Raw genomic sequence first — 16,694 nt, forward strand, 5'->3', positions numbered from 1 at the left:
CGATGAGCATGAATACGGCGGCGTTAGTTCGGCAGATCAAGGCGGGGGATCCCGATTCCACCGCGTTCACGGAGCTGATGAATCAGTATTACAACAGTCTGTTCTCGCTTGCGCACAGGCTCCTGAAGAACCGGCAGGAATGCGAAGACATGATCCAAGAGACGTTCATCCGCGTGCTGCTGCACATCGACAAGTACGACGAGAGCAAGAAGTTCACGACGTGGATCCATCAGATTACGAAAAATCTCTGTCTCGACCTCATTCGAAGGAAGAAGGCGAGGCCGCAGCAGCTCGTCGCGGACGGTCCGGATTATACGGAGCTGCGCGCCGCTGGCCGGAGTCCGGAAGAGGAATGCCTCGAGCGCGAGCAAGCGGAAGAATTCCGCGGACTGCTCGCCGGGCTTCGCGAGAAGGACAGGGAAATTCTGTTCGACAGATATATGAACGACCTTAGCCTGACGGAGATCAGCCAGCGGACGAAGCTCCCCGAAGGGACGATCAAGTCGCGGCTGTCCAGGGCAAGGCTGCAATTGAAGAAGAAGTGGGTCATCGCTCTGTTGACCGCGCCGGGCGTGCTATTGGTGTAAGCCGTCCCTAACTGACGCTTAGAGGAGGACTGACCATGGATTGGTGGGCGATCTGGCTCATCGTCGCGGGAGCGCTGCTCATCCTCGAGATGTTCACGCTCACGTTCTACTTGCTCTGGCTCGGCATCGGGGCGGTCGTCGCGGCGGTCGTCGCGATTCCGGCTCCGGACGCGATCGCGGCGCAGGCGTTGTCCGGCGGTTTCGCTGCGCTTCTGCTGACGCTATACACGAAGCCGATCACGCGCCGATTCCGGCAGTCGCAAGGCTTCAAGGACGCGATCGACGAGCTGGTCGGCAAAGCCGGCATCGTGCAGGAGCCTATCGCGGACGGAGCGCCGGGAATCGTGAAGATCGGCGGAGAGACGTGGAGCGCCGTATCGAAAGCCGCCTTGCACAGGGACGAGAAGGTGCGCGTCGTTCGCAGAGGGACGACGGTGCTCGAAGTCGAGAAATGGGAGGATTAGCGCATGGGTCTCATTATTACGTTGGTCGTGCTTGCCGTCATCGTCATCTTCATCTCGTTAACCGTCAAGATCGTGCCGCAGCAACGGATAGGCGTCGTCGAACGGCTCGGTAAATTCAATCGTCTTCTGACGCCGGGCATCAACATCCTGATTCCGATCATCGATCAAGTGCGCGTCTATCACGACCTGCGCATCCAACAATCGAACGTGCCGCCGCAGACCGTCATCACGAAGGACAACGTGCAGGTGCAGATCGACACGATTATTTTCTACCAGATCGTCTCGCCGGAGCAAGCGACGTACGGAATATCCGATTACGTGTACGGCGTGCGCAATATTACGACCGCGACGCTGCGCCAGATCATCGGCAAGATGGAGCTCGACGAGACGTTGTCGGGCCGGGAACGGATATCCGCCAACATCCGGATCGCGCTCGACGAGGCGACCGAGAAGTGGGGCGTGCGCATCGAGCGCGTCGAAGTGCTGGACATCAAGCCGCCCGGCGATATTCAAGAGGCGATGGATAAGCAGATGAAGGCGGAACGCAGCAAGCGCGCGATCGTGCTCGAAGCCGAGGCGGCGAAGCAGGACGTCATTCTGCGCGCCGAAGGCGACAAGCAGAGCAAGATTCTGAAGGCGGAGGGCGACAAGGAAGCGCGCATTCGCCAAGCCGAAGGATTGCGTCAAGCGCAGGAGCTCGAGGCTATCGGCCAGGCGAAGGCGATCCAGGCGGTCGCGGAAGCCGAGAAAGCGCGGATCGAGCTGCTCCGGGAAGCCGGGTTGGACGAGAGCGTGCTCGCCTACCGGTCGTTCGAGGCGCTCGAAGAGGTGGCGAAGGGGCCGGCCAACAAGGTATTCCTTCCCGTCAGCGCCGTCGATACGCTCGGCAGCGTCGGCGCGATCGCCGAATTGTTCAAGTCTAACAAGAAGTAATCCCGTCGAGAGATAGCCCCGCCGTTCGGACTCGAAGGCAGGGCTATCGTCGGTTTAGCCGACTCTTCTGGCCGTAATGTAGCGTTTACCGTAGGCGCTCAGATTGCTGATCGTGACGCCGTTGAAGTTGCTTCCGATCGTGTTGTGGATGAATTTGCCGTTGCCCATGTAAATGCCGACATGTCCGATCTTGCCCGGCGTGCCGACGCTGAAGAACACGAGGTCGCCCTTCCGCAGGTTCGACTTCGAGACGTAGACGCCTTGCTTGCTCTGAGACGCCGTTCCCCACTTCAGGCCGATGCCTTGGGACGCGAAGACGTACTTGGTGAAGGAAGAGCAGTCGAACCACAGCTTGCTCGGATTGTTGACGCCGTATTTATATTTGACTTTGCCGACGAGCGATTGCGCTTTGGAGACGATGGCCGCCTTCTTCTGCGCGGACGTCGCGCTGGCGGTCGCCTTCGTCGTCGCCGCATGCGCGACGGGCTGCGAAGCGACGGCGGCGCCCGTCAGCAGCACGGCGCAGCAGGTCGCCGCGATAAGCGCTCTTCTCCAGATCGGTCGTTTCTTAATCGAATTGGTCATATTGCCCTCCTATGGTGCAAGTTCTCTTGGTGTCCGATGGAAGTATAACATGGAGCTTGTCCCACGTTAGGGAAATTGAGGAACTTCTCATCATCCAACATTTGGACGAATGAAGGAAATCGTGGAACGGGAGAGCATGCGCGCGCAATCCGTACGTATCGCCCCTCCGGGTTGACGATAGCGGCGTATTCCCGCTATAATTGATAATTAACAGATAATTCTGCATTTGAATGCCGCTTCTTGTTCCATACCAAGGGGAGATGACGCGAATGTACGAATATCATGACCGAGAGAAAATCATCGTGTACACGGGGCCGGACGGTTCGGGACGGAAGTCGGTCGCCGAAGCCGTCGGACAGACGTTCGGCATGGCGAAGATCGTCTCTTACGCGACCCGTTCTCCCAGGCCCGGGGAAGTGAACGGGCAAGACTACCATTTCGTCGCGCGCGAGACGTACGAGGAGATGGAGCTGCAGGGAGAATTTCTGGAGAGCGTGACGATCGACGGTCAATGCTACGGCATTCGGGGGCTCGACGTCGAGGAGCACTTGGACGCGAAGGGCTGCGTATACTTGATCTTGAATCGCGAAGGTGCCGATATCTTGAAGAAGGTGTACGGAGACAAGGTCGTCCGGCTGTTCGTGTACGCCGATCGGAGGACGGTAGAGGAACGCCAGCGCCTTCTCGGGTTGGATTCGGGTACGATCGAGGCCCGTCTCGGCCATTACGATGACGAGATGAATTACCGGTCCGCGTGCGAGCACGCCTTCGAGAATTACGATCTCGGACAGACGACGTACGAGATTACGAATACGCTGGAGTCGTATTTGCAAAGGAACCTTGTCGATAAGGACTAATGCGCTGAATACGGAAAACCGCCAAATCGGACATAAAGATGTCCGGATTCGGCGGTTTTTTGTTTATTAGCCGGAGTGATATAATTTTAGGATAACGAAAGCTAACTTATAGAGCAGCGGAGGTAAGACGCGTGAACGAAGTGAAAGCGCTTCTGACGAATTGGCAGTTCAAAGCGATCGACGAGCAAGAGTGGTTGCCCGCGCAAGTGCCGGGCTGCGTGCATACCGATCTGCTGCGCGGCGGCAAGATCGAAGCGCCGTTCGTCGGAACGAACGAGAAGGCGTTGCAATGGATCGACAAGAAGGATTGGGAATACCGCGCGTCATTCGACGCATCGGCGGAGTTGCTCGCATCTAACCGCGTCGAGCTCGTCTTCGAGGGCTTGGATACGTACGCTGACGTCTACGTCAACGGACGACTCGCGTTGTCCGCGGACAATATGTTCCGTACGTGGGTAATCGACGCGAAGCCGGATTTGCGAGAGGGCGCCAACGAACTGCGCGTCGCGTTCCGTTCGCCGATTCAAGTCGGTCTGGGCAAGCTGGAAGCGCACGGCTACGGCCTTCCGGCGAGCAACGACGATTCGGCGACGGGAGAGCTCGGCGACAAGAAGCTGAGCGTCTTCACGCGGAAGGCGCCGTACCATTACGGCTGGGACTGGGGTCCTCGATTCGTCACGAGCGGCATCTGGCGGGACGCTTACTTGCGCGGCTGGAGCGGCGTGCGAGTGCGCGACTTGTTCATTCGCCAGGACGCCGTAACGTCGGTTCGCGCGAAGGCGACGGCGGTCGTGGAGATCGAGTCGGAGACCGATCGCGAGGTTACGCTTTGCGTCGGCGCGGAAGGATCGGAATGGAAGAGCGCCGTCGGATTGAAGGCGGGCGTTCAGACGATCGAATTGCCGGTCGAGATCGCATCGCCGAAGCTCTGGTGGTCGCGCGGCTTAGGCGAGCCTCATCGGTATACGTTCGAGGCGACGGTGTCGGCGGCTGACGGAAGCGCGCTTGCGGAGAAGAGCGTCCGCACGGGACTTCGTTCGGTGAAGCTGATCCGCGAGCCTGACGAGAAGGGCTCGTCCTTCTACTTCGAGCTGAACGGCGTGCCTGTGTTCGCGAAGGGCGCCAACCATATTCCGAACGACAGCTTCGTGAACGAGACGACGTCCGAGCGTTACCGCCACGAGATCGCGAGCGCGGCGGAGTCGAACTATAACATGCTGCGCGTCTGGGGCGGCGGCATCTACGAGATGGATATTTTCTACGAATTGTGCGACGAATACGGCCTGCTCGTCTGGCAGGACTTCATGTTCGCCTGCAGCATGTACCCGGGCGACCAAGCGTTCTTGGACAACGTGCGCGCGGAGGCGGAGGACAACGTTCGCAGGCTGCGCAACCACCCGAGCATCGCGCTCTGGTGCGGGAACAACGAGATCGACGCCGCTTGGCAGCATTATAACGAAGACGGCGGATGGGGCTGGAAGAAGGCGTATTCGACCGAGCAACGCGAGAAGATCTGGGCGGACTACGAGTCGGTATTCCACCGGGTGTTGCCAGAAGTCGTCGAGGCGTTGGCGCCGGATATCGCGTATTGGCCGTCTTCCCCGATGCAGATGCAGGCGAACGACGCCTCCATGCACGCGGGCAACGCCACGCCGCACGGCGACATTCACTTCTGGGCCGTCTGGCATGCGCAAGAGCCGTTCGAGAATTACAAGAACAACGTCGGCCGCTTCATGAGCGAGTACGGGTTCCAATCGTTCCCGGAATACAAGACCGTCCGTTCGTTCGCGGAGGAAGCCGACATGGCGCTCGATTCCGAGGTCATGCTCCATCACCAGAAGAACGGCCGCGGCAACTTCCTGATCAAGGATTATTCGGACCGCTACATGAAGGACGCGAAGGATTTCGCTTCGTTCCTGTACATGAGCTCGGTGCTTCAAGCAGAAGGCATGAAGATGGCGATCGAAGCGCACCGTCGCGCGATGCGCTACTGCATGGGCACGTTGTATTGGCAGATCAACGACTGCTGGCCGGTCGCTTCGTGGTCGAGCATGGACTATTACGGCCGTTGGAAGGCAACTCAATATTACGCGAAACGCAGCTTCCAAGAGGTCATCGTGTCGGTCGACCAGAACGACGACGCGGTATCGGTACACGTCGTGTCGGATTCGCGGGAGCCGATCGACGGGACGTTGTCGTGGAAGCTGTACGACTTCGCCGGCAACGAGATACAAGCCGGATCGGCGCCAGTTCGCGTTGCTTCGAATGCGGCGGCGGTCGTGCTCGAGCTGTCGGCTCGCGAGCTGCTGGACGGCCGCGACCCGAATCGGACGGTGCTCGTCGCGACGCTGTCGGCCGGAGGCAAAGTATTGGATACGAAGGAGCATTACTTCGCGTATTCCAAGTTCCTGGAGCTGTCCGCGCCGGACATCGTCGTGCGGGAGGTCGAAGGCAGCGGCGGAGCGGCTTTCGAGTTGTCTTCGTCTAGCTTGGCGAAGCAAGTATGGCTGCAAGCGGACGAGGAAGGCATCTTCACCGACAACTTCTTCGATCTCGTGCCGGGACAGCCTCGCACGGTGTCGTTCCTGAAGCGGGCGGGCGCGGGGTCCGCGTCGGCGTTCATTCCGGCGTCGCCGGGCAAGCTCGGCGTGACGTCGACGTTCGACTACGCGAAGTAAGCGCGAAGTGCGCGGTCATTGATTCAAGCGTAAATCGAAAATCGAGCATGCAGGAAAAAGCGTATTGTCAAAATTTGTTTCGTATGTTAATGTATCCATACATTCAAAAGCAAGCGGAAGCACCGCAAATTTCGGCGTATCGTCGCCGGGGTTTGCGGTTTTTTTGCGTCTTTCGCGGAGGAGGGACTATGGGAACGAGAGTGGTGTTGGCCGCGGCGGATCGGGAGTACGCGGCGAAGCTCGCCGAATACGCGCGGGAGCAAGAGCCGGAGTGGGATATCGCGGCGTATACGTACGCGAGCGCTCTCCGCATGGATTTGCAGGACGGAGGGCGGCGCGTCGATCTGCTCGTCGGACAACCGGAAATGCTGCGAGAAGCGGGGGCTGCCGGTTGCGATAGGGCGGGTAAAGTGCTCGCGCTGGCGGAGAGCGAAGGAGATGCGCATGGAGAGGGATGGCAATCGATTCTACAATATCAACCGCTTCCCTTGCTCATGGCCGCGATTCGGGCCGCGGTATCGGGGGATGCCGCGGCGCAGGTCGCCGGTTGCCGCGTCGTGACGGTGTTCTCGGCTTCCGGTGGAACCGGGAAGACGACGCTCGCTCTGAATATGCTGCGGCAAGCGGGCGAGCGGGGACTGCGTACGTTCTACTTGAATCTCGAGGCGTTGAATGCGACTTCGCTGCTGTTCGGCCACGGGGAGCCCGACAGCTTGTCCCGGTTATTATACGGCCTGCAGGCTTATCCGGAACGGTGGGACGAACTGTTCGCCAAGACTTGCCGGCATCAGCCTTACTTGCGGACCGACTACGTGGACGCGCCGGAACATCCGGGAGAGCGCTTGGCGTTGACCGCCGAGCTGCTCGCGGAACTGCTGAGAAGAATTCGTACTTCGGGCAGGTACGATCTCGTCTTGGTCGATCCGGATCAAGGAGCGGGAGATTGGCATCGCGAGCTGCTCATGGCCAGCGATCAGGTCGTCTGGTTGACGACAGACGACCTGCAATGCTTAACGAAAGCCGACAAGCTGCTTCGCTATTGGAGACGCGAGCCGGACGAGCTGTCGAAGAAGCTGACGTTCGCGATGAGCAAAGCGCACGGGCAGCGAGCGTTCAACCGGTGGAGCTTGCCGGGGGACGCGCCGGCGATCGGCTTGCCCTACGTGCCGCAATGGAAGACGGTCGATCAGCCGGGAAGACTGCTCGGGTCTCCCGCGTTCTGCGGCGCGGTAGACGAGCTGTTGGACTTGCTGAGCCTCCGAGCGAAGAAGTCGGCGAAACGTCGCAGGGAAGGGGATGCGCACGGCCATGGACCGAACCGGACTCACGCCAGAGGAGCTGGTTGAGCTTAAGGAAGCGGTGAGGTCGAAGCTGGCGTGGGAGCGCGAGGTGTCCGACGAGGAGTTGCGTCGATTGATCGAGGACGAGCTGTTCCGCCGGGAGCGTTCGCGCCGGATGACGGCCGCCGAACGGAAAGCCGCGGTCAGCCGCATGTTCCACGCCTTCCGCGGATTGGACGCTTTGCAGCCGCTTCTCGACGACGAGAACATCTCGGAGATCATGATCAACGCCCACGACGAGATCTACATCGAACGCAAGGGCGAGCTCGAGAGAGCTTCCGTCGGCTTCGAGAGCGGGGAGCGGCTGGTCGACTTGATTCATGGCATCGTCGGTCAAGTGAACCGGATCGTGAACGAATCGTCGCCGATCGTCGATGCCAGGCTGCCGGACGGCTCGCGCGTGCACGTCGTGCTGCCGCCGATCGCGCTCAAGGGACCTACCGTGACGATTCGCCGGTTCCCCCGCAATCCGCTCGGTATTCGAGAGCTGGTCGCCATCGGGGCGTTATCCGAAGAGGCCGCGGATTTCCTGCGCGACCTGGTGAAGGCGAAGTACAACTTGTTCGTCAGCGGGGGGACGGGCTCGGGGAAGACGACGTTCCTGAACGCCTTGTCCCAGTGGATCGGCGCGGACGAGCGGATTATCACGATCGAGGATTCGGCGGAGCTGCAAATTCGAGGCGCGCAGAATCTCGTCTCGTTGGAGACTCGCAACGCCAATAGCGAAGGCAAGGGGGCGATCGGCATTCGCGAGCTGATCCGGGCTTCGCTCCGGATGCGCCCGAACCGGATCATCGTCGGAGAGGTGCGCGGCGCTGAAGCGCTCGACATGCTGCAAGCGATGAACACGGGACATGAAGGGTCGCTGTCCACCGGCCATGCGAACAGCGCGCGGGACATGATGTCGCGGCTGGAGACGATGGTACTGGGCGGCGCGGATCTGCCCGTGCCGGTCATTCGCCAACAGATCGCTTCGGCATTGGACATCGTCGTTCAGCTCAGCAGATACCGCGACGCTTCCCGCCGGGTGGCGGAAATCTGCGAAGTGGTCGGCGTCCGGAACGGGGAAGTGGAGCTTCGCACGCTGTTCCGGTTCGAAGAGGAGGGTGGATCGGAGGGACGCGTCGCGGGGCGGTTGCGCCGCGTCGCGGAACTCGGCGATTCCGGGAAGCTGAAGCACGCCGGGATAGGGAAGGGAGCTGCGGGTTGAATGACGGAATACGGCACCTACGAATTGAGCCGGTTAGAGAGGCTATGGGCGGTCGCGATCGGAGCGTCGATGAGCGGGACGGCGGTCGGTCTGATGTACGGGACTTGGATCGTTGCCGTCTTGGCTGCGCCGATCGGGTTGTTGTATCCGAAGCTGTACGCGCGAGCGTTATGCGAGAGGAGGAAGAACAAGCTCCGCCTCCAATTCAAGGAGGCGCTGCACGCGCTGTCTTCGCTGCTGTCGGCCGGCCGGTCGCTGGAGAACGCGTTCGCTTCTCTCGAGCATGAGCTGGCCCTGTTGCTCGGGCACGCGAAATCCGATCTCATGAAGGAACTCGCGATTATCGCCAACCGGCTGCGCAACGGCGAGCCTCTCGAGCTGCCGCTTCAGGACTTCGCCAGGCGCTCGTCCTTGGCCGAGGTCAGAAGCTTCGCGGACGTCGTTACGATCGGCAAGAAAGCGGGGGGAGACATGGTCGAGGTCGTCCGCCATACATCACAATTCATCGGCGAGAAGCTGGACGTCGAGCTCGAGGTGTCGGTGCTCGTCGCCCAGAAGCGGTTCGAATCGCGAATCATGATGGCGATGCCCTTCGTCTTCGTCGGCATGCTCGGTTTCGTTGCCGGCGAATACATGGCGCCGCTTCATCAAGGCGTCGGGTGGCTGGTCATTACGCTCGTATTCGCAGCGGTGCTCGGTTGCTGTTGGTGGATGTACCGCATCATGGACATCAAGCTATGACGGCCGCGTTGCTGCTGACTTGGGTGGCGGGGTGGACCGCGGCTTACGCGGCGCTCGTCTTGAAAGCCGCGGCCCGGCGCCGATGGAAGGTATCCGGGATGCATCCGCTGTTCGATCCGATGATCGTGCTCCTGCAGGGCCGCTCCGTCGCGGAACGTCTCGAGCCGCTGCTCGCGCGGCCGAGACTCGCGCTCGCGCAACTGCACGGCGGAACGTGCACCCGCGAGAGATTGCTTCGGTTCGCGGGCGAGAGCCTCGGCATCGCGTATATCGTCTTGCTCGCGTCCGGGCTTCTCGCGGCGATGGCGGGCAACGGAGCCCTTGCATGGCTCGGCGCGATCGTCGCGGGCCTGGTGCCGTTCCTCCGCGCGAAGGAGCTTGGCAATCGCGTCGCCATACGGCGTCAACGCATCGTCATGGAGCTGCCCGAGCTGCTCGGCAAGCTGCTGCTGATCGTGGGAGCCGGCGATAACGTCATGCGCGCTTTAACCCGGTGCGCGGAGCAGCAACCTTCGGGATTCAATCCGTTGTACGACGAGCTGAAGGCGGCTCTCGCCGCGATGAAGCGCGGAGAGAGCATGGCCGTCGCCCTGGAGGAGATGGGGCGCAGGTGCGCGGTTCCGGAAGTGAAGCTGTTCGCTTCTACCTTGCTGATCAACGCGAGGCGGGGAGGCGACGCGTTCGTTCCCGCGCTGAAGGAGCTCACGAGAGTCATGTGGGACAAGCGCAGAGCCGCCGTCCGCACGCTCGGCGAGCAGGCATCCTCGAAGCTCGTCTTCCCGCTGGCGGTTATCTTCCTATGCATTATGGTTCTGGTCGGCTCGCCGACGGTGTTCATGTTCTGATATCGATAGAGAGGAAGATGATAGATGGTTAGAACGAATAATGTCAGCCCGAACAAGTCCGGAGTCTCGCTATTGCGCGACGAGAGAGGAATGGGGACGCTGGAGATCGTGTTGATCCTGGCGGTGCTTATCGCGATCGTGCTCGTATTCAGAGAGCAGATCATATCGTTCTTGGAGTCTCTGATGGAGAAAGCGACGGGCAAATCCGACGAATTGTTCGAATGACGGCGGTCCGGGGAGAAAGGAGCCGCGCGGCACTCGCGCTATGGCGCGACCGGTCGGGGGCGATGACGTTGGAAGCGTCGATGGTACTGCCTTGCGTCATGATGTTGACTATCGTCGTCATCTTGTTCGCCTTGTACGTATCCCAGGCATCGGTGCTCTATTATCGCGCTTCGGTCGCGGCCGAACGATCGGCGTTCGGGTGGTCGAATTCGGCCAAGGAGGCGAAGACGGGCGCCTATCCATCAGGGCAATACGACGGCCTGTATTGGCGATTGAAGGACGATGCGCTATTGCAGGGCTTGTTCGGGGTGGCCGCGGGAGGCAGCGGGACAGTCGAAGTGCAGATCGTCCCGGGAACGTTAGTCGGACGCGGAGCATCGGCCGCGGACAAGCTGGCTCGCGTCGGAGCGTCGATGCCCGAATCCGTCTCCGGGGAGATGACGTACCGGAATATCGGGTTCAAGCGAACCGTATCCGTCCAAGCGCGTTCGTCGCGGTTGCCCGATGCGCTGATCTCTTTCGGAGGACGGGAGCATGCGACCGCCGACGTATCGGCGTTGGTCGTGGAGCCGACGGAGCTCATCCGCTCGTTCGATCTCGTTCGGTATTACGCGGAGAAGATGAAGACGGCGCCGCAAGACGAGAGCGCTTATCGCGGACAAGCCGCCGAAGCGCTTCGCGAACGGGGAGCCGCGGCGAGATAATCGGGCCGAAGATGGAGGCGGGGAAATGAGAAGCAGCGGGAAGAGCGGCGAGAGCGACCGGGTTCCGGTCGTAGAGCGGGGATCCGGCATATGGCCGGACGGTACGCGCGGGTCGGTGTCGATCTACTTCATCGCGGCGACGGCGGCGCTCGTCCTGATTACCGCTCTATTGATCGACTTCGCCCGCGTGGCGGCGTTCCGCAAGCAATCGGAGCTCGCGGTGAAGTCCGGCGTGCGCTCGGTGCTGTCTTCCTTCGATCCCGCGATCTATGCGCGATACGGCTTGTTCGTAAGAGGCGGAGAACCGGCGGACGTTATCTTCTCGGATACGGTCGAGGGAAATACGGTCGGAGCCGGCGAAGACTCGGGCGGGTTTCCTTACATCGACACGCGGTGGGAGCAGACGGGCGTCACGGAGAGCCGGCCGATCGCGGATCACGGCGTGTTCCGCAGGCAAGTGCTAGAGGAGATGAAATACAAAGCACCGATCGACTTGACGATCGAGCTGGCGCGGAAGCTGCGCGGCATGTCGGGAATGATGGCCGATACCGCCCGGACGGTCGACGCGCTGGAGCGGATGCAGAAGGCGTACGATCTGAGGGAAGCGGCGCTGGACCGGGTGCTCGAGCGGCAACGCGACCACGGCGAAGCGATTCGGCGGGCGCTGCCGGAAGAGATTCCGCATCCGCCGGTCGCGCTGTCCCCTGTTTCCGCGACCGGAACGATCGTGCATATCGCGGACGTCGCGATGCAATACGACGATTACGTCGTCAAGCGGCTGGAAGACGAAGCGAGGCGGCAGGCGATTCGCGCGAAGGAAGAAGCGTGGAGACAGAGACAGGAGGAGCGCAAGCGGCTCGGAGAAGCGTCCGCTGACGAGCGCTCGGATGGAAAGGCCGGGGGCCGCGATGCCGGGAAGACGCCGGTAGAAGATCCGCTCGTCATCGGCGATGAAGAGAAGCCTCGGTACGAAGCGATCGTGGCGGCATACGAGTCGGGCGTATCCGATTTGGCCGCCTCGCTCGCCGCGGATGCGGCCGAGGCGAGAGAAGATGCCGAAGCGGCGCTTGCCGACGCCCGGGAAGCGTGGCTCGATGCGAGGGAAGCGAACGACGAGATGGCCCGGATCGCGGAAGAAGCGGCCGCGGCTCCTACGTCGATAGGGGCTGCGACCTCGACATCCTCGGAGGGGGCGTCCGATTCCTCCGTTTCCGCGGAGCAAGCGGAGGCAATGGCCGAATTGCGCCGGAAGGCCGCGGACATGGTGCTTCCCGCATCGTTCTTCTCCGAATACGAGACGGAGATCGGGCGGCAACGCGACGGCGGGCTGGCGATCATCGGTCAAGCCGGCTCGTATTCTTCATCCGCGGCATCCGCGGTCGGATCGACGGGAAGAGGCGAGGCGCTGCTAAGAGGAGCCGATACGCTGCAGCGCGGCTATGCCGATTTCGTCTTGGCCTACGGCGCTGCCGGTACGGTATTGTCCGCGCGGCAGGCGATGTTACAAGCGCATCGCGCGCAGGATCGGGAGCGCAAGGCGGAAGAGAAGAAGGCGAATGCCGAATGGGCTAGCGCGAAGCAATTGCTAGGCTTGCTGTCCGGGCGAGCCGGGACGCCGGAAGAGCGGGCGGAGTTCGATCAGTTGAACAAGCTGTTCGAGCGCAATCTGACATGGAACGAAGAGGCGAAGGAGCAGAGGCAGGAAGAGCAAGCCGACAATCCCGACCAAGGACGCGACGAGGCGATTTCTTTGTCCGGAGACTTGCTCGCCATCATAGAGGACATCCTGCTCGGCGCGCGCGATCAGCTGTTCTTCTCGGAATACGCGATCTCCCGAATGTCGCGCTACGAGCCGGCTTACGTCAGAGGCATGCTGCGGGGAGAGGAAGCGCCGTTGTCCGTCGGCGCTCAGCAGACGGAGTACATCCTATACGGCTTCGATGGTCCATCGGGCAATATCGCGGCGGCTTATGGAGAGATCTTCGCGTTCAGGCTCGCGATCCGAACGATGGAAGGATTCGTGGAATGCGCCAAGGCGGGCAATCCGCTGCTGGTGCTGGTCGCCGCTCTCGTATACGGTATACGGCAAGCGATCGTGGATCTGAATACGCTCGTCGATACGGGATCGATTCCGTTATCGAAATACGCGAAGGTCCCAACGACATACGCCGATTACTTACGATTGTTCTTATTGCTGCACGGCGGTTCCGGCAATCAGTTGGCGAGAATGATCGCCGTCATGGAGCTGGAGACGGGGGTGTCGTTCACGGAAGCTTACACGTATGCGAGCGGCGAAGCGACGTCCTCCGTGAGGCTATGGTTTTTCCCCGGGTTGGTGCGCATGCTCGGAGGCCAAGGCGGCTTAGGCGGGAAGGTGAACGGCAATCGATACGAAGCGACGTACGGCGCGGACATGGCTTATCAATAAGAAGCGCGGAGATCGGGGCAGCGTCACGCTGGAGGCTGCGATGCTGATGCCGGCGTTCCTGCTCTTCGTCTTCTTCCTCATCTTCATGATACAGGCGGCGATCGCGTCGATGGCGCTTCACGGGGCGTTGTCCCAGACGGTCAGGCAAGCGGCGGAGGCGTGGTATCCCGTCTCCGCGGCGATCGACCAAGCGAAGGGGACGAGCGCGTACGAGCAAGCCGAACGATGGAGCGGCAAGCTTGCGCAAGCCGGGGAAGCGTTAGGCAAGATCGGCCATTGGCTGCCGTCGCCGATCGACGATTGGGCGGAGCAGGCGGCGAACGGCGAATGGTCGCCGGACAGGCAAGCGGCCAAGCTGGCATTCCAACGATTGATGGAGCCGTTCGTCGACGAAGACGCGCTCGATCGCTCCCGCTTGCGACTAACGGAAGCGGAGCTGCCGGACGCCGACGATCGCAGCCAAGCGTATTTGACGCTGAAGGCCGAATATACGCTCCCGATGCGCGTTCCGTTCATCGGCAAGAAGGTCGTCATTCGTCAATCGGCAAGGGAACGCGTATGGATCGGCGGGACCGTTACCCGGGCGCGTCTCGCCGAGGAAGACGCGGCAAGGCTGCAGGTCGAATTCGTATCGCTGGAGCCGAATCCGGTAAGGCCGGGCCGCCGGGCGACGTTGGTCGTCCGTACGAAACCGGGGGCGTCCGTCGACTTGTCCGTACTGTACAAGAGCGGAGCAAGCCAAGCGAAGCACCTCGGGACGGCGACCGCGGACGGAGACGGTATCGTGAGCTGGACATGGCACGTGTCCGGCAGGACGACGCCGGGGCAATGGACGTTAAAAGTAACCGGCTCGGGACAAGAAGGCGCGTGGGAGCACGCCTTCGAGGTGAAGAAAGCCTCGTCAGGATAGGAGGACGATCGATGGACATCGTTGCGGTCGCTGCGGTAACGCTGCTGCTGGCGGCAGCTTGTTGGACGGATATTCGAACGTTGCGGATTCCGAACGCGTTGAACGTGTTGTTCGCCGCGGGAGGATTAGGCTATCAAGCGATTAGCAATGGCGCCGACGGCTTGCGCGTTGCGTTGATCGGGGCAGCCGCCGGCATCCTGCCGCTGTACGTTCTATTCCTGATGCGAGGCATGGGCGGAGGAGACGTCAAGTGGTTCGGCGCGTTCGGGACGTGGATGGGCGCGGTTCCGACGCTATGGCTCATGCTGTACGCGATCGTGTTCGCGGGAGGGATCGCAGGCGCGCTCGTACTCCTGAGGCTCCCGCCGTTGCGGAAGATAGGGGCGCGCATTCGCTGGCCTTGGGGTCGGCATCCGGTATCGGAAGGAAGAGGCGCTAGCTTTCCGTTCATGCTGGCCGTCGCGCCGGGTTTCATGATGCTGTTAGGAAAAGGATAGGTGAATGCGTTGGCCGACTTACTCGTAAGATTCGAGCAACACAGAGGCTTAAGCATGCGGATAGAAGAAGAACGCGGCTTCACCCGGGAAGCCGTCAATTGGACGCAGTTGCAGATGCTGAAGCGTTGCGATATTCCGGGGGTGCTGCCGATCGAGATCGAACAGTTCGACGGGAAGGTCGCGTTCAAGTACGATTTGAACGGTTGCCGGATGCTCGGAGAGGCGCTGCGCGTATCCAAATGGACGATGGAAGATCTCATGGGCGCGTTAAGCCGGTTAGCCGAAGTATTGGAGGACTGCCGGTTGTATTTGTTGGATGCGGAGCGGGTATTGTTATCCGACGAATTCATCTATGTCGGTGTCGATTGGCAAGACATTCGGTTCGCTTATTTGCCGTTGATCGAGAAGCATGACGGCGGCGGTAACGCCTTGGAGAAGCTCGTCGTTCGTTGGATGACGAGGGTCGGGAATCCGGACGGCGAGGCGATGCAGCAAGTGCTTCGGATCGTCGCCGCGCCCGAATTCTCGGCGCAGGAGTTAAGAAGCCATGTTAGGCAATACTTCGCTTCCCGCCCGCCGGGAAGCGGTCAACGCTCGAGCGAGAAGCCGCAGGCGATGTCTTCGTTCTCGCCTTCGTTGAGCGAGATGCAGGACGATCGTGTCGCGCCGGCGCCGCCCCATCGCGACGAAGGGGAAGCTTCGGGCAAAGCGCGCGGACTGTCCTGGCGCCTGTTACAGCCTCCTTCGGGCGACCCGCATACGCTGTCGGGACTGCTGGAAGACGAGAGGCCGTCTTGGAACGAGGCTTACGCGCCGGAAGTCGATCGCAAGCCCGGAAGTCATGGGGCGTCGGAAGCCGTAGCGGATGCGGCTCGACCCCCGATGGACCCCCATAGGCGCCGAACGATGACCGGCGCGGCGGCCGCGATTATCGCTGCGGCGGCATGGCGCGTCTTGTACTTGGACAACCCGGGACAAGCGAGCATGCTTGCGTGCCTTGGCATTACGGCGATGGCGATCGCGGGCGTCTTATTCCTGTGGAACGGCGCTCCGAAGCGGTTCGGTTCGCGCGCGGCGGCAAGCGCATTGCATCGGCAGGAGGCGCCTAACGGCCCGTCCGATCGCGATCGCGGCTTCACTGAACCATTGGATCGATGGGCTGACGAAGCGTCCGAACAATCCGACTTCGGCCGATTCCGCATTCGCGCATCGGATCAACGAGTACAATCGCATCACTATGCCGGCGATCGGGCGCCCGACGGCGCCTCTTCCGTCGCGGTTCCGGAGACGACGTGGCTGTCTTCCGGACAGGAAGATCGAACGGAAGCGCTTGGACATGCGCACGCAGATAGCGATCCGTCTTGTTATTTGATATGGGAAACCCGGGGAGACGGCAACAGAATCGCGTTGCGGCAACCGTCTCTCGTCATCGGTCGCGCGGCGGACGCGGCGACGCACGTCGACGAGACGAGCGGCATCTCCCGCGCGCACGCGGAAGTCGTGCGCGTGTCCGAGGAGTGGAAAGTCAAGGATCTTGGCTCCCGCAACGGCAGCCGGCTGAACGATCGGCCGATGACGCCGTACGAGCTGTATCCGCTTCGGTCGGGGGATCGTCTCACGCTCGCGGGCTCCAACTATCGGTTCGTGAAGGAGAACGCATGAACCTTCGCATCGAACGAGAACGCGACAA

General features: G+C 61.3%; 16 protein-coding genes. 15 read left to right on the plus strand and 1 reads right to left on the minus strand.

Going from position 1 to position 16,694, the window contains the following annotated elements:
- Positions 1-2 precede the first annotated feature (2 nt).
- Genes ACFQZG_RS08060 through ACFQZG_RS08070 form a run of 3 tightly spaced genes read left to right on the plus strand, consistent with a single transcriptional unit; the run spans position 3 to position 1,984 of the window.
- Complete coding sequence (locus tag ACFQZG_RS08060; protein WP_378151186.1) at positions 3-587, plus strand: RNA polymerase sigma factor; 585 nt, start codon at positions 3-5, stop codon at positions 585-587.
- Positions 588-622: 35 nt separating this feature from the next.
- Positions 623-1,051 (plus strand): NfeD family protein, encoded by a 429-nt coding sequence (locus ACFQZG_RS08065; RefSeq protein ID WP_378151188.1) that lies wholly within the window; start codon positions 623-625, stop codon positions 1,049-1,051.
- A gap of 3 nt (positions 1,052-1,054) precedes the next feature.
- Positions 1,055-1,984 (plus strand): SPFH domain-containing protein, encoded by a 930-nt coding sequence (locus tag ACFQZG_RS08070; protein WP_378151190.1) that lies wholly within the window; start codon positions 1,055-1,057, stop codon positions 1,982-1,984.
- A gap of 54 nt (positions 1,985-2,038) precedes the next feature.
- On the opposite strand, the gene ACFQZG_RS08075 is transcribed toward ACFQZG_RS08070, so the two are convergent.
- Positions 2,039-2,569 carry a C40 family peptidase gene (locus ACFQZG_RS08075; RefSeq protein ID WP_378151192.1) on the minus strand — a complete coding sequence of 177 codons (531 nt, stop codon included), beginning with the start codon at positions 2,567-2,569 and terminating at the stop codon, positions 2,039-2,041.
- A gap of 269 nt (positions 2,570-2,838) precedes the next feature.
- Between ACFQZG_RS08075 and ACFQZG_RS08080 the strand changes: the two genes are divergently transcribed.
- The 12 genes from ACFQZG_RS08080 (at position 2,839) to ACFQZG_RS08135 (ending at position 16,666) form a co-directional block, all read left to right on the plus strand.
- On the plus strand, positions 2,839-3,426 hold the full coding sequence (locus ACFQZG_RS08080) for a guanylate kinase (RefSeq protein ID WP_378151194.1): 588 nt from the start codon (positions 2,839-2,841) through the stop codon (positions 3,424-3,426).
- Between the two features lie 131 nt (positions 3,427-3,557).
- Positions 3,558-6,104, plus strand: a complete 2,547-nt coding sequence (locus tag ACFQZG_RS08085) for a beta-mannosidase (protein WP_378151196.1) — start codon at positions 3,558-3,560, stop codon at positions 6,102-6,104.
- A 188-nt stretch (positions 6,105-6,292) separates the two neighbouring features.
- Positions 6,293-7,450 (plus strand): CpaE/TadZ family protein, encoded by a 1,158-nt coding sequence (locus ACFQZG_RS08090; protein ID WP_378151198.1) that lies wholly within the window; start codon positions 6,293-6,295, stop codon positions 7,448-7,450.
- The gene (locus ACFQZG_RS08095) at positions 7,413-8,654 is read left to right on the plus strand and encodes a TadA family conjugal transfer-associated ATPase (protein WP_378151200.1); all 1,242 of its coding nucleotides are present in this window, start codon (positions 7,413-7,415) and stop codon (positions 8,652-8,654) included. The genes ACFQZG_RS08090 and ACFQZG_RS08095 overlap by 38 nt, the downstream gene beginning before the upstream one ends.
- Positions 8,655-9,395 carry a type II secretion system F family protein gene (locus ACFQZG_RS08100; protein ID WP_378151202.1) on the plus strand — a complete coding sequence of 247 codons (741 nt, stop codon included), beginning with the start codon at positions 8,655-8,657 and terminating at the stop codon, positions 9,393-9,395.
- Entirely contained in the window at positions 9,392-10,240 is an 849-nt protein-coding gene (locus ACFQZG_RS08105; protein WP_378151204.1) for a type II secretion system F family protein, read from the plus strand. Before ACFQZG_RS08100 ends, ACFQZG_RS08105 begins: the two co-directional genes overlap by 4 nt.
- A 24-nt stretch (positions 10,241-10,264) precedes the next feature.
- Positions 10,265-10,465, plus strand: coding sequence for a Flp1 family type IVb pilin (locus tag ACFQZG_RS08110; protein WP_378151206.1), 201 nt, complete (start codon positions 10,265-10,267; stop codon positions 10,463-10,465).
- Positions 10,462-11,169: a TadE/TadG family type IV pilus assembly protein gene (locus tag ACFQZG_RS08115; protein ID WP_378151208.1), complete on the plus strand. Its 708-nt coding sequence runs from the start codon at positions 10,462-10,464 to the stop codon at positions 11,167-11,169. The genes ACFQZG_RS08110 and ACFQZG_RS08115 overlap by 4 nt, the downstream gene beginning before the upstream one ends.
- Before the next feature lie 25 nt (positions 11,170-11,194).
- Entirely contained in the window at positions 11,195-13,597 is a 2,403-nt protein-coding gene (locus ACFQZG_RS08120) for a hypothetical protein (protein ID WP_378151210.1), read from the plus strand.
- Between the two features lie 40 nt (positions 13,598-13,637).
- On the plus strand, positions 13,638-14,507 hold the full coding sequence (locus ACFQZG_RS08125; protein WP_378151212.1) for a hypothetical protein: 870 nt from the start codon (positions 13,638-13,640) through the stop codon (positions 14,505-14,507).
- An 11-nt stretch (positions 14,508-14,518) separates the two neighbouring features.
- Positions 14,519-15,004 carry an A24 family peptidase gene (locus ACFQZG_RS08130; protein WP_378151214.1) on the plus strand — a complete coding sequence of 162 codons (486 nt, stop codon included), beginning with the start codon at positions 14,519-14,521 and terminating at the stop codon, positions 15,002-15,004.
- A 54-nt stretch (positions 15,005-15,058) separates the two neighbouring features.
- Positions 15,059-16,666 (plus strand): DUF6382 and FHA domain-containing protein, encoded by a 1,608-nt coding sequence (locus ACFQZG_RS08135; protein ID WP_378151215.1) that lies wholly within the window; start codon positions 15,059-15,061, stop codon positions 16,664-16,666.
- Positions 16,667-16,694: the final 28 nt, after the last annotated feature.

The organism is Cohnella sp. GCM10027633 (genome assembly GCF_042675445.1).
GTDB lineage: Bacteria > Bacillota > Bacilli > Paenibacillales > Paenibacillaceae > Cohnella.

Bases quoted from the DNA above. Each gene is read 5' to 3' on its own strand.
- ACFQZG_RS08060 (WP_378151186.1), top strand. From the start codon at position 3: ATGAGCATGAATACGGCGGCGTTAGTTCGGCAGATCAAGGCGGGGGAT.
- ACFQZG_RS08065 (WP_378151188.1), top strand. From the start codon at position 623: ATGGATTGGTGGGCGATCTGGCTCATCGTCGCGGGAGCGCTGCTCATC.
- ACFQZG_RS08070 (WP_378151190.1), top strand. From the start codon at position 1,055: ATGGGTCTCATTATTACGTTGGTCGTGCTTGCCGTCATCGTCATCTTC.
- ACFQZG_RS08075 (WP_378151192.1), bottom strand. From the start codon at position 2,569: ATGACCAATTCGATTAAGAAACGACCGATCTGGAGAAGAGCGCTTATC.
- ACFQZG_RS08080 (WP_378151194.1), top strand. From the start codon at position 2,839: ATGTACGAATATCATGACCGAGAGAAAATCATCGTGTACACGGGGCCG.
- ACFQZG_RS08090 (WP_378151198.1), top strand. From the start codon at position 6,293: ATGGGAACGAGAGTGGTGTTGGCCGCGGCGGATCGGGAGTACGCGGCG.
- ACFQZG_RS08095 (WP_378151200.1), top strand. From the start codon at position 7,413: ATGGACCGAACCGGACTCACGCCAGAGGAGCTGGTTGAGCTTAAGGAA.
- ACFQZG_RS08100 (WP_378151202.1), top strand. From the start codon at position 8,655: ATGACGGAATACGGCACCTACGAATTGAGCCGGTTAGAGAGGCTATGG.
- ACFQZG_RS08105 (WP_378151204.1), top strand. From the start codon at position 9,392: ATGACGGCCGCGTTGCTGCTGACTTGGGTGGCGGGGTGGACCGCGGCT.
- ACFQZG_RS08110 (WP_378151206.1), top strand. From the start codon at position 10,265: ATGGTTAGAACGAATAATGTCAGCCCGAACAAGTCCGGAGTCTCGCTA.
- ACFQZG_RS08115 (WP_378151208.1), top strand. From the start codon at position 10,462: ATGACGGCGGTCCGGGGAGAAAGGAGCCGCGCGGCACTCGCGCTATGG.
- ACFQZG_RS08120 (WP_378151210.1), top strand. From the start codon at position 11,195: ATGAGAAGCAGCGGGAAGAGCGGCGAGAGCGACCGGGTTCCGGTCGTA.
- ACFQZG_RS08125 (WP_378151212.1), top strand. From the start codon at position 13,638: ATGCTGATGCCGGCGTTCCTGCTCTTCGTCTTCTTCCTCATCTTCATG.
- ACFQZG_RS08130 (WP_378151214.1), top strand. From the start codon at position 14,519: ATGGACATCGTTGCGGTCGCTGCGGTAACGCTGCTGCTGGCGGCAGCT.
- ACFQZG_RS08135 (WP_378151215.1), top strand. From the start codon at position 15,059: ATGCGGATAGAAGAAGAACGCGGCTTCACCCGGGAAGCCGTCAATTGG.